General features: G+C 43.3%; 7 protein-coding genes. All 7 read right to left on the bottom strand.

Annotation, left to right across the window (positions count from 1 at the left end; all coding sequences use genetic code 11):
• Window positions 1–5: 5 nt before the first annotated feature.
• On the bottom strand, window positions 6–740 hold the full coding sequence (locus C6Y06_RS00220; protein ID WP_060597691.1) for an alpha/beta hydrolase: 735 nt from the start codon (window positions 738–740) through the stop codon (window positions 6–8).
• 115 nt (window positions 741–855) lie between these two features.
• On the bottom strand, window positions 856–1,821 hold the full coding sequence (locus C6Y06_RS00225; protein WP_034660636.1) for an ABC transporter substrate-binding protein: 966 nt from the start codon (window positions 1,819–1,821) through the stop codon (window positions 856–858).
• Between the two features lie 98 nt (window positions 1,822–1,919).
• Complete coding sequence (locus C6Y06_RS00230) at window positions 1,920–3,545, bottom strand: AraC family transcriptional regulator (protein ID WP_066031473.1); 1,626 nt, start codon at window positions 3,543–3,545, stop codon at window positions 1,920–1,922.
• Between the two features lie 124 nt (window positions 3,546–3,669).
• Window positions 3,670–3,897 (bottom strand): MbtH family protein, encoded by a 228-nt coding sequence (locus tag C6Y06_RS00235; RefSeq protein WP_025093680.1) that lies wholly within the window; start codon window positions 3,895–3,897, stop codon window positions 3,670–3,672.
• 20 nt (window positions 3,898–3,917) lie between these two features.
• A complete protein-coding gene (locus tag C6Y06_RS00240; RefSeq protein ID WP_066031474.1) occupies window positions 3,918–11,066 on the bottom strand; it encodes an amino acid adenylation domain-containing protein in 7,149 nt (2,382 codons plus the stop codon).
• A 15-nt stretch (window positions 11,067–11,081) separates the two neighbouring features.
• Window positions 11,082–11,987 carry an isochorismatase family protein gene (locus tag C6Y06_RS00245; RefSeq protein WP_060597688.1) on the bottom strand — a complete coding sequence of 302 codons (906 nt, stop codon included), beginning with the start codon at window positions 11,985–11,987 and terminating at the stop codon, window positions 11,082–11,084.
• A 19-nt stretch (window positions 11,988–12,006) separates the two neighbouring features.
• Complete coding sequence (locus C6Y06_RS00250) at window positions 12,007–13,626, bottom strand: (2,3-dihydroxybenzoyl)adenylate synthase (RefSeq protein WP_060597687.1); 1,620 nt, start codon at window positions 13,624–13,626, stop codon at window positions 12,007–12,009.
• Window positions 13,627–13,633 lie beyond the last annotated feature (7 nt).

The raw sequence follows: 13,633 nt of genomic DNA on the forward strand, positions 1-13,633 counted from the left end.
AAAAATTAGAGTTCTCTTTTATAAAACCACTTTATGGCCGATAAGAAATTTTTTTGAAATTGTTTCAGATGATGGCCCTCCCCTTGTTCGATGTGATATTGCAGCTGCCAATCCTGCATCCCTTTCTGTAATAAAAGGTCATGTAGTTGTTTGTTGAATAAAGGCATGTGCTGTTGAGCAGATGTTTTGCCTTTACCTTCTTCACTGCCTACAGATAAATAGACAAGGTGCTCCACACACTGAATGCTTTGTTGTTTAGCAAACGGTAGAAAATCTTGATACCAAAATGACCCAGAGATAGATGCGATGTTTTTAAAAAGGGCAGGGTGCATCAATAGGGTATAAATAGCAAATAGTCCACCTAATGAAGCACCTACGTGACTATGTTGATGACAGGTCTGCTTGACTGGATATTCTCTTTTGATATATGGGAGCAAGTCATTTGCTAAAAATGACATATACGTCTGTGCCTCGCCATTAAAGTCAGGAAACTCAGAACGCAGTGATGACGCCTTCCATGGTGTATATTCATCAAGTCGATTGAAGGGGTGTATGCCGACAATGATGATTGGCGAGATGGTATTGGCTTCGATCATTCTTTCGATCTCTAGCAGGTGTGTTCTAAACAAAGAAGAGCCATCTTGTACAAAGACAGCTGGAACATCAATAGAGGTGTCCTGTGGAAGGTAAATATCAAGCTGACGCCCATTAAACTCGTCATATAGAAACGTTCCGTTCATGTGTATTCTCTCCTCAAGGTTTTCAACTACGCTGAAAAGAAGACAAAGAGCTAAAAATAAAGATCATTTTAGCCCTTTGTCAACAATCTGATCGCGCAAATTGGCGCTTCTTTTTTTAGTTGTTTTTCTCTAACCATTTGACAGCTTTATCAAGGAAGGTTGTTTTGCTTAGTGCTGTTCCTCCTTGAAGCATAGGATCAACGACATTTGCATTGATGTGCCCATTTTTCACAGCTTTTAGGCTTGTCCAAATTTTATTTTGCTCTAAGTCCTTCAATGCGTTTGGATTCGATGAGTTTTCCGCTTTAGAGAACTGAACAAAAATATAGTCAGGATTTAGCTCGCCCAGGCGCTCCATCGAAATCATCGCTTGTGCTTTGGCTTTTTTGATATCACTTGGTGCTGAAAATCCTAAGTCCCCATATAAGGTTGAGTTGAAGTATACGTCTTCAGGATACACGTACAGGTCGCCCTGTCTAATGCGTAAAATGACAGCTGTTTTGTTGTTGCTTTTGTCTTTCAGGGTTTCTTTCGCTTGTTTGAGATCTTTCTGATAATCAGAAATGATGTTTTTGGCTTCTTCACTCTTTCCAGTCAGTGTACCGAGCAATAAAAGATTGCTTTCCCAGTCAGAAGAGACATGGGATACTGGGATCGTCGTTTGGACTTTATCCAGTTTTTTAATTGTTGCAGGCGGGAACTTTGTTGATCCGAGTATCACGTCTGGTTTTAGTTTTAAGATTTTCTCTAGGTTTGGTTCTGTTTTTTCACCGATGCCTTCTGTTTTCGCTGTGATGTCTTTAAATAATTCAGGGAATGTGCCGCCTACGGTAGAAGCACCAATAGGTTGGATACCAAGTAATTTTGCATCTTCCATTGATTCTAGGCTTCCAGCAATGACGATTCGTTTCACTGGTGTTTTGAGCTTGTACGTTTGATCTAAGTAATTGATTTTTGTTTCTGTTGCTTCAGCTGACTTGCTTTTGGCTGTGTTTGAAGCAGGTTTATTTTCTGTAGCACCACAGGCTGCTGTGGTGATCGTCATGATACAAAGGGTAAGCAATGCTAACCATTTTTTCATTTGTTTTCTCCTTTAACTGATAATTGTTCTCAATTAAAGATTGTATTAGGCTTTCGTCCTTTTATCCATAGACAATTCTCTATCAAATGATGGACTTTTTACGGAAAAAAAGATAAAAGGTCCTGAATGACTCGTTGATGACTGGCTGCTGTGTATTCACGCCAAGGGTCAGAAGCGAGTGGATAGACTGCTTGTTGACTCACAGCCTTGAGATTTTGCCAAGCCTCCTGTTGCTTTAACTTTTGATAAAATGCAATGGTTTTTGGCTCTTTATGCAAGAAGAGAAAGATGGCATCTGGGTCTAGCTGTTGTATGGAGCGAATGCTGATTTTTTTTTCTATTAGCTGACCATCATTCTGAAAAGCTGGCAGAAGACCAATGTCATGAAAAATCACTTCTGACATGGTGCGATTTACAGACAAGTAGAGCTGATCTTGAAAGATACGAAGAGGCAGGACGGTTTTTGGTGGATGATCAACAAGGCATGCCTTTTTCGCTTGAATGACGATTTCCTCGTAATGAAGCAACCATTCTTCTGCTTCCTTCGCTTCGTTCAGGAACATAGCTGTTTGTCTGAATTGAGCGCGCCAATTCAATTGTGTGAATGGAACAAAGTGAACAGGACAGATGGTTTTCAACACTTGTTTTTCTTCCTCTGTCACATGATCATTGGCAATGATCAGCTCAGGTTTTGTTTCCTTTAATTGCTGTAAATTGGCTTCAGCGTGCTCGTTGATACGATGTGCACTCAGGTGAATCGGAATTTCTTCTGCATGATGCTCAAAATCATGTGCTGTCCATTTAGGATGAAGAGGGGCAGCATATGGGATGATATGAATTGGTGTGAGCTGACCGAGTATGGAATGACCATAGGCTGCAATTTTCCGCTGACGGCTTTTCATATAAGCAGAAGGGGTCATGCCAGTTTTTTTCTTAAAGATGCGGCTAAAGTAATAGGGATCTTGATAGCCGATTTCCAGTGCAATGTCTTTGAGCTTTGCATTGCTTTTTGCCATTAACTGTTTGGCTCTAGCCATCCTTTTCTTGGTGATATAATCAGTGACACTCACATCAAAATGCTTTTTAAATAGGTCACTGTAATGATTGGCGCTGATGCCAGCCATATGAGATAGACTTGTAAGGCTGAGGGGTTCTTCGGAATGTTGATCAATATATTGTTTTGTTTTGAAAAGGGCATGTGCCGTGTCACAAATATCTTCTTTATGCAGTGTGAAAAGCTGCATAATGAGCTGTTGAAAAAGAGTTTGGCTTCTAAAAAAGCTAATGGATTCAGGTCTTTTCCATTCCTCTGTCATTTCAGGCAGTAAAGAATGAATTTGTTCAATCGAGCTAATATCGATAAATTGCCATACATTCAGTAAAGAACGGGCATGTTCAGTTGATACTTCTCCTATGTTTTGATCTTGCAGTGTGTAGAGCTGAAAGCGAAACAGATAGAGCTCGTGTTTTCGATAAGGCTCTGTTTTCAACATAAATGTTTCCCCAGGCATGATCGTATAGAGTGTCAGATTTTTCAATCGCCATTTTTGATCGTTCAATGTGAGTAAACCGCTGCCGCTTATGCTGAAGAGGAGGCAGAATGTATCTGATAGCTGTTGCTCCGTATGCGGAAGCTCTGCATTATTTATTTTTTCAGTATATGTTAATCGATAGATGAATTGTTCGGCATTTGCCATTGTACGTAATTGATTGTTATTTCCCATAAAACCACCTGATCTCTTAATGATTGATAAACATTCTCAATTAAATTGTAGCAGAAAGGGCTGGAAAGATGGTGATGTTTATTCTGTCAAAAAAGCACCCTGAGTGAGATCAGGGTGCGATGATTTATTCCGTTTTTCCATGTGCTAGGGCAGGTTCTTTTGTTAAGCTTAAAGGCCGTAAGTCCTGCCAGTGTGTCTGGATATAATCGATGCAGGCATTTCTAGTGTCTTCACCAAAGACCTTTTCCCATCCATCTGGCACTGGTGCAAATGATGGCCAAAGTGAATGCTGTCCTTGTTCATTGACAAGCACAAGAAAGACACCGTCTTCACGATCAAAGGGATTTGTCATTTGTCATCTCTCCTTTATTCTTAGTGCTTTTGTTTGACCCGATGCAGTGTGTTGTCTAAGATGACACCAATTTCTGCTAGGGGTTTAGGCTGGCACATGTCTTTGTGCCGGCAATGAATGTCGTGCTGTTCAATTTTTCCGTTGATATAAGGTGCCCATGCTTCGGGATCAATTGGTGTAAACCAATCTGGGATAATGGTAGATCTAAAGAATAATATATCTCCATGATAAGTTTTTGGCTGATATTCTCCGAGCAATCGAACTGAATTGACATAGGTTTCTTTTAGATTTCTAATGGCATCTTCACTTAAGCTTGCTAGTGCACTGCCATCTTTTTTCAAGATGTCGACGGCACTTTTCATTGTGAGCGGTTCATCTGTTAAGGTATCTGGATCATAACCGCCGAGCGCAAGAAGAGCGATTAGTGCTTCTTCTTCATCAGGTGCTTCTTTAATCGGTAAGAAATGGTTCGGATAGGCATCCAGCATCGCAACGAGTGAGATTTCTTCACCTTGCTGCTGGAGCTGTGTAGCCATTGCCTGTACAACGTTTCCGCCTAGTGACCAGCCAAGAAGATGATAAGGGCCTTTTGGCTGAATCGTTTGGATGTGCTTGATATAATCCGCAGCCATATCATCTAGTGTGCGCGGGTAGTCATCTTTTCTTGCGATTCCTCGTGCCTGTAATCCATAAATAGGGATGTCTTTCTCTAATGTATTCAAGAGACCTGCATAGCACCAGCTAAGACCACCTGCTGGGTGAACACAGAAGAGAGGATATCTTTCTCCATTTGTTCGTAGTGGCAGCAAGATTTCTAGTGCGTTTTCATCGCTTCCTGTTTCTAGTTTCTCTGCCAAACTTGCAACATTTGGTGCTTCAAACAACGTTCCGATGCTTAGTTTGACACCAAGTGCATCACGAATGCGGCTGATTAAACGAACCGCAAGTAAGGAATGCCCGCCAATGTCAAAAAAGCGATCGTCAATGCTGATTTTTGGCAAATCAAGCACCTCTTCAAAGAGATGACATAGGATTTCCTCCTTCGGATTTCTTGGGCCGCGGCCATCCGTTTGCTTTATATGCAATTGAGGTGCCGGCAGTGATTTTTGATCAAGCTTCCCGTTTGCTGTAAGTGGCATGGTATCAATCTGTACATATGCCGCAGGCACCATGTAATCAGGAAGACTGGCTGCGGCAAAATGACGAAGGGTCTCTGTATCGAAACAGTCTTCTTCAGTTGTTACGATATATGCGACTAAGCGTTTGTCACCAGGCTGATCCTCTCGCATAATGACGGCAACTTGTGCAACTGCATCGTGGCGTGCCAGAACGGCTTCGATTTCTCCAAGTTCAATCCTAAACCCGCGTATTTTAATTTGGTGATCAGCTCTGCCAATGTAATCAAGTGCCCCTTCTTCTGTCCAGCGTGCGAGGTCACCTGTACGATACATCCTTGTGCCAGGTGCTCCATAAGGGTCGGCAGGGAATCGATCTGAGGTCAGGTCAGGCCTGCTTAGATAACCTCTTGCCAAGCCAGCTCCAGCTACATACATTTCACCTGTCGTCCCAGGGGGAACAGGTTGTAGGTATTCATCTAGTACGTAAACGTGTAGATCAGGAATCGGTTCGCCTATTAAGCTACTGGATTTCTTTGCGATCATGTCTCGATTGAGTATATTGTACGTAACGTGTACGGTGGTTTCTGTAATGCCGTACATGTTAATTAGCTTTGGCTTACAGTCTGGGTGACGGCTGTACCAATCTTCTAATCTGCTAAGCTCTAATGCTTCACCGCCAAAGATGACATAGCGGAGTGATAATGCTTGACCAAGTGTCTGTTGTTCCTTGTCTATCTGCATGAGCTGATAGAAGGCAGAAGGTGTTTGATTAAGCACAGTCACACCTTCCTCGACTAGAAGCTGCAGCATCTCTTCTGGAGAGCGAGAGATGGTATGAGGTACAATGACAAGTCGACCTCCATATAAAAGTGGTCCCCATATTTCCCATACTGAAAAATCAAAGGCATACGAATGAAACATTGTCCAAACATCTTCTTCATCAAAATGGAACCAATGTGCAGTAGATGTCAGAAGACGGATGACATTTTGGTGTGGGATGACCACTCCTTTTGGTTTCCCTGTAGAACCGGATGTATAAATAATATAGGCCGGATGCAGAGAAGATAGTGGCTCAATTCTGTCTATATCAGCCGGATTGTGATTTGGCGTAGTCAGCAATTGATCGCTCGTTTCTTTTTCGTCTAACAAAATCAAATCGCAATCAGCAGGGAGATGCACTGCATCTGCTTTTGTTGTGATGCTGCAAACGGGTTTGGCATCTTGTATCATGTATGCCAGCCTGTCTGCTGGATAGTCAGGATCAAGCGGAACATAGGCTGCGCCTGCTTTATGAACGGCTAATAAGCTTACGAGCATATCGATTGATCTAGGCAGGGCAAGTGCAACGAACTGTTCTGGTCCAACGCCTCTTTCTATTAATAAATGAGCAAGTCGATTGGCTTTGTTGTTTAACTCTTCATAGGTAAGCTGTTGATTGCCATCCGTTACAGCCACTCGATCAGGGTATTGCTGCGCCGTTTTTTCAAATAAGGCTGGGAGACTAGGTGCTTGGTCTAACTGAGCGAATGTCTTTTTGTCAGGGAGAAATGTTTGTCGTTCTTTATCCGACAAAATGTTCACTTGACCAATCGGCAGGTGTGGGCGCTCAGCTACTTCTGTTAAAAAGCGCTTCATTCTGTCAGCGATTGCTCGAATGGTGCTTTGTTTAAATACATCTGTACTGAATTCAAACAAACCTGTTAATCCTGCTGCTGATCCAGTTTCAGTTCTTTGTTCTGTCAATTCGATGGTCAGATCAAATTTAGCTGACCCTACTGGTTTCACATAGAGATCTGAGTCAAGTTGTGTCAGCTTCATTTCCGCCTTCGGTGTATTTTGGAAGGCAAGCATGACCTGGAACAATGGATTGCGTGATCTGGATCGGGTTGGATTTAGGATTTCGACTAGCCGTTCAAATGGCAGATCCTGATGCTCATAGGCTGCTAAGTCAACGTCTCGAACTCGCTTCAATAGCTCACTAAAGGTTGGATTACCAGCTGTATTTGTACGTAATACTAGTGTGTTCACAAACAATCCCACAATGTCGTCAAGTGCATCGTCATTCCGTCCAGCAATTGGACTGCCAATTGGGATATCTGTCCCCGCCCCAAGGCGTGTCAGTAATGCTGCAAGTGATGCTTGAAGCACCATGAACAAACTCACTTGATGCTGCTTTGCAAGCTCAAGGAGCAGCTGGTGTAAAGCGGGCTCAATCGTAAAGTCTATCGTAGCACCGTTGAAGCTTCCTTCCTGTGGACGCGGGAAGTCATAGGGAAGCTCCAGTTCTTCTGGCAGGTCCTGTAAGGCACCTGTCCAATAGCTTAGTTGCTTGGCAAATAGACTATCCGTCTCTTCTTCACTGCCCAACAGCTTCTGTTGCCAAATAGCATAGTCAGCATATTGAACAGGTTCGGCTGGCAAGGAGAGTGATTTCCCTTGTATACGTGCTTCGTAAGCAGCAGCTAAGTCTCGTGTCAATGGTGCAAGTGACCAGCCGTCACCAGCGATGTGATGTAGCAATAGAAGCAGTACGGATCGATTTGCATCAAGCATGAATAAATCTGCTCGCAGTGCGGGTTCTTCTTCAATCTTAAAGCTATAGCGAATGGCTTCGTTTAACTGATTCTCAATTTGTTGATCGCTTGAAGCTGTGACATGGAGTTCAGGCTGAACACTTTTTGGATGTAAAATGACCTGTCTTGGCATGCCGTTCTTATTTGGAAAAATGGTTCTAAGGGTTTCATGTTTTTCAGTGATATCTGCCAATGCACCAATTAAAGCTTTTTGATCTAGTGTACCTGTCAGCTGAATGACAAGTGGGATATTGTAAGTTGGACTTGGCCCTTCAAGGCAATGAAGGAACCAGAGCCGTTTTTGGGCAAAGGATAACGGAATCTCATCTGGCTTGTTTTCTACCTGAAGCGGCGGCCGAATGTCCTTCGCTTTGTCAATGTGCTGCGCAAGCTCAGCAACTCGAGGTGATTCAAAAATGGTACTCATGCTTAGGTCTGCACCAAGTGTATCGCGTATACGTCTAAGCAGACGAGCGGCGAGTAAGGAATGTCCGCCTAAGTCAAAGAAACTATCATCTATGCCAATTTGAGATAGGCCAAGGGTTTCTGCAAATAAACTACATAACATGTCTTCTTGGGGCGTTCTAGGTGTACGGTCAGAACTAACTAAAGACATATTTGGTGCTGGTAATGCTTTGCGATCGATTTTGCCGTTTGGTGTAAGTGGAAGGTCTGGCAAAACGACAACAGCAGAAGGCACCATGTAATCAGGAAGTGATGCAGCCACAAACTGCCTGAGCTCTGAAGGGTGCAGAGAAGTGCCATCTGTCAGCACAACATACGCACAAAGCAGCTGTTGTCCAGGTTGATCCTCACGAACGATAACAGATGTATGCTTTATGGATTGGTGTTGCATAATCACGGTTTCGATTTCACCTAGTTCAATACGGAAGCCGCGGATTTTAATTTGATGATCGGCACGGCTGATATAATCAATTGAACCATCCTCACGCCATCTGGCTAAATCACCAGTACGATACATTCTCGTGCCTTTTGTACCGAATGGATCAGCCACAAAACGTTCAGCCGTTAAATCATATCGTCCAAGATATCCTCTGGATACTCCTTCACCTGCAATATAAAGTTCACCGATTGATCCTGCTGGGACAGGGTTTAGCCCTTCATCTAAAATGTAAATACTCGTATTCCAAATGGGTTTGCCAATTGGCGGCCCGCTATTCTCTTGATGTGCTGTGACATTTTCCATCGTAGACCAGATCGTCGTTTCTGTAGGTCCGTACAAATTGGTAATGTCGCATTGAAGAGATTGCAATGTGTGCAAAAGGGAGGCAGGGAGTGCTTCTCCTCCAACAAGAACACGCATACCTGTTATCACGTCAGGGTATTCATCTGCCAATACATGCCACAACGTTGGTGTTGCCTGCATGATTGTGACATGATGAGAACGAATCATGTCTGAAAGCTTTGCTGGCTCTTGTATGATTTCTTTTTTTGCCAATAAAAGAGCAGCCCCATGTAAGAGTGGGAGGAACATTTCTAGCCCGGAAATATCAAAGGCAATGGTCGTTACCGCTAAAAGCTGGTCTCCTTGATCTAATAAAAATGAATCTTGCATGGACAATATAAAGTTGATCACATTTCGTTTTGTTACAACAACACCCTTTGGTTTGCCTGTCGATCCTGACGTGTAGAGGATGTAAGCCGGGTGATGTGGAGAGCCTTCGTTCCAGGTCGGATTGAGATGCGGACTCCCTACGATCTCCTGATAAACAGTTGAATCATCGAGTTGAACGATGTGTGGATGGTCCAAACGGTCTGCAGTCTCTTTGACTGTGAGCAAGCACGCTGGTTTGGCATCATTTAGCATATAGGCGACACGATCGCTAGGGTAATCAGGGTCTAATGGCAGATATGCGGCTCCTGTTTTGACGACGGCCAACAGACTTACGACCATATCGATGGATCGAGGCAGAGCAATTGCGACAAATTGTTCTGGTCCGATGCCATGCCTTTTCAAATAATGAGCTAATTGATTTACCCGTTGATTTAACTCTTCGTAGGTCAAAGTGGTTCCTTCAAACTGTATTGCTTTTGCTTGTGGTGTTTTGCTGACTTGTTTTTCAAATAGTTCCCGTAAAGATTCTTTTGGTAATTCTCGTTTTGTATCATTCCAGTGCTTGAGGATGTTCTCTTTTTCTTTAGACAAAAGAAGGTTGAATTGACTGATTGTCTGATCTTGTTCTAGTCCAGTTATTTCCTCCAGCAATTGAAGAAAACGATGCTGATGAGCGTCAACTGCTTGCTCTTTGTAAACGGCAGGGTTTGCATCAAAGTCGATTTGAAATCCGTTCCCGTCCGCGCGGTCGTATATGTTGATCGATAAATCATCTACGGGTCCTGCTGAAAGATTATGTGCTTGACCAATGCTCTGATCGAACATGAGATCATAATCAAATGGCATGATATTGATCTGTGGGCCGAATAATCGTTGATTTCTTCCGATGAGTTTAAAGTCTCTCCGCATGTCTTCGTGACGATATCTTTGATGAGGCCGAATGGCTTTCAGTTCATCAGATACTTGGCGAACAAGTGCTGAGAGCGTCATTTCTGGTTTGCATGTTAAACGAAGCGGTACTAGGTTCATGACCATTCCGGGTGTTTGCAAGGCGCAAGATCCAAGGCGCATCATAACAGGCAATCCTAAAACAATATCGTGTGCACCAGTCATACGATGCATATATAGAGCGGATGCGGCAAGAATCATTTCATGCCAAGTACAACCGAAAGCTTGAGCAATTTTTTTCATTTTGCTTACCTTTTCAGCATCATAGCTAGCGGTTTTTCGGATAAAATCATCTGAAGTTCTTGGGGCAAGCTCAGCAAGGCTCACAATTTCAGGTTGATCAGCAAAGCGATTTTTCCAAAACGCTCGATCCTCTTCATACCGATTGGACTGTTGATAGGTGATCTCCTCTTGGACTACGTCATGTAAGGCTCCAAATGTTTGAGGAGGCACAGGTGTCCCTTTCGATAGGGCTGAATAGACCTCAGCAACACGGCGTGCAATGAGCGAAAAGGCGAATCCATCAATGGCAATGTGATGAATGCGCTGATACCAGATAAATCGGTCGTCAGCAAGTTGAAAAAGTACTTCACGGAATAATACATCTTTCTCTAAAGAGACTGATGTTGAAAGATCTGCATTCATCCATGCTTTAGCCGCATCAAGCGGCTGTTTTTCATATTGTAAATTGATATATTGAAATGGAATCTCTTTCTTAGATGTAAACCATTGCTTTGGACCGTCAGTATCCTCAACGAAGCGCATATACAAGGAATCTGCTTCTAAGACAGTCTTTCTAATGGCTGCTTCAAAGTGTATGGGGTCAATATAACCTTTAATATCTATATACTCAGCTGTATTGAAAATGGGATTAGATGGATCAAGCTGCTGCGCATACCATATGCCTGATTGGGCACCGGTTAGTGGGAATGAATCGACTGACTGGATCGACAAGGGTCTATACCTCCTTTACATGTAATCGATATTTGGGATAGATGGCTGTTTTTCTGGGAAAAGAAGAGTTCGCCAATGAGTGAGCGTTGGATTTGCTGCAAGCTCAACGAAATTGACTGTCATTCCTTGCTGTCTCCACTTTTCCGCTAGGCTCATCATTCTAATAGAATCAAGCCCAAGGTAGACGAGATTCTCGTCAAGCGGTATTTCATTCGGCTTGATTTCGAGATACTCAGCTACTTGGTGAAGGATGGCCTCAAAAGATAGGTCATCGTCTGCTTCCTGTCCTGTTAAACGACTAATGATTTGGTTTGTCGTTGTGGTGACCGCACAGCGTTCAGCTGCATAGGTCATTGCCATTTTGTGATGCTTAAGTGAAAAGTCAGCAACGGCATCGGCGACAAAAAAGGTTTCAATATCGAGCATGAATGCTTCTGCGGCTGTCAGCATACAGCCAATATGTGCATATACGCCAGTAATGATCAGTTGATCACGCCCGCCTTCTTGAAGAATATCTAAAAAATTGGATTTTTTGAATGCGCTATAACGCCATTTTGTCAGCATTGTATCTGCTTCAGATGGAGCAAGCTGATCAATGATTTTTGTCAATGCTTCATCATCACCAAGTCCAGGTCCCCAAAAATCTGTTAATAAGGCACGATCCTTCGGGTCTTGGTCACCAGGTTGAGCTGTATAGACGACTGGAATGCCAAGTTCATTGCATGTATTACGTAATTGTTCAATATGTTGAACTAACTCTGTGATTGGTGATGTATCTTGTTGAAATGCATTTAAAAAATATTGCTGCATGTCATGTATCAGCAGAACAGCACGTTTCGGATCCGGTATCCAGTTCACTTTATTTTCGGGTAAATCTTGTGTGCTCGGCATTGGATACGCAGGAATAGTAGGGATTGCCATGGTTTTCACTCCTCTTTTTTTATACGTTGGCAGTATGGATTGCAGCTAATTCTCTTAATGCTTTTTTACTGACTTTGCCTACACCTGTTTGTGGGAACGCATCGATCCATTCAATGCGGTCGGGAATTTTATAGGCAGCGAGCCCGCGTTCTCTTAGAAATGACTTTAATGCATGTGGTGCTGGCTTGTTGTTTCCTTTTGCAATAACAAAGGCACATGAGCGTTCGCCAAGAAATGGATCTGGCATGGACACCATGGCGGCATCATGAATGTCAGGGTGCGCAAGTAAATGGTTCTCAACTTCTTCAGCGGCAACCTTTTCGCCACCACGATTGATTTGATCCTTGTCTCTGCCTTCTACAACAACATTTCCTTCTTTGGTTAATCGCACGATGTCACCTGTTCTGTAAAAGCCATCGGGTGTAAATGCTTTTTTGTTTTGTTCATCAGCTTTATAGTAGCCACGAATCGTATAAGGTCCTCTTGTTAAAAGATGTCCAGCCACTTCATTCGGGACGGGCTTGTCCTCATCATCTACCACTAGTACCTCATCATATTCAGACATCGGGCGTCCTTGTGTATGAATAATGACATGTTCAGGATCATTTAATCTGGTATAGTTGACCAGACCTTCTGCCATGCCAAAAACTTGCTGTAATTTACACCCAAGGGCAGGCATCACTCGTTTTGCTGCCTCAGCACTGAATTTAGCACCACCTACTTGCAAGACCTCAAGGCTGGATAAGTCATCTGATCGATGAGGAGCAGCCTCTAGCCAAATCAATGCGATAGGTGGAACGACAGCGGTAATGGTTGCTCGTTCTTTTTCAATGAGTGGAAAGACTACATCAGGGCTTGATCCAGGTGCAAGAACGACTCTTCCACCAGCGTATAACGTCCCAAGGACTCCAGGCGAGCTTAATGGATAGTTGTGTGCAACTGGAAGTGTAGCTAGATACACACTATCTTGTGTAAGCTCGCACACCTCATTGCTTTTCCAAAGACTATACATATAGTCATCATGTGTACGAGGAATGAGTTTTGAAAGGCCTGTGCTGCCTCCAGATAACTGAAGAAACGCAATTTCGCTTGCCTCTACATGAATTTGAGGATCAAGTGATGGGTCCTTGCGCAGATCATCCAAGTCAAGGAATTCCTCAGCTTCCCCTGCAACAATGACATGAGGTAATGAGGGAAGCTTTTCTTTCACTTGACGTGCGAGTGATCGATAATCAAAGCTACCATCGATATCTGGTATGACATATGCGTCTGCTTCGGCAAACTCAATGAAATAAGTGATTTCACTGCTTCTATGAGATGGTAGCGAGAAGACGGGTAAAGCACCGATTCGAAATAAAGCGAAAATGACTTCAAAAAAAGCAGGAATGTTAGGAAGCTGAACGACAACTCGACTTCCCTTTTGAATTCCAAGCTGATGAAAACCGGCGGCAAGACTGCTGACGCGCTCATCAAGTTCTTGGTAGCTCATGTGCGTATCAGCATATGTAATTGCTGTTTTATTCCCTAACGATGCGGCGCGTTCACGAAGCATGCCGCTAAAGGTTTCCCCACGCCAACAGCCGTTTTCACGGTAGCGTTTTGCAAATTCTTCTGGCCATGTAGGTGGTTGAACAAACATGTTTTGT

The organism is Bacillus sp. MZGC1, assembly GCF_002998605.1.
GTDB lineage: Bacteria > Bacillota > Bacilli > Bacillales > Bacillaceae > Bacillus.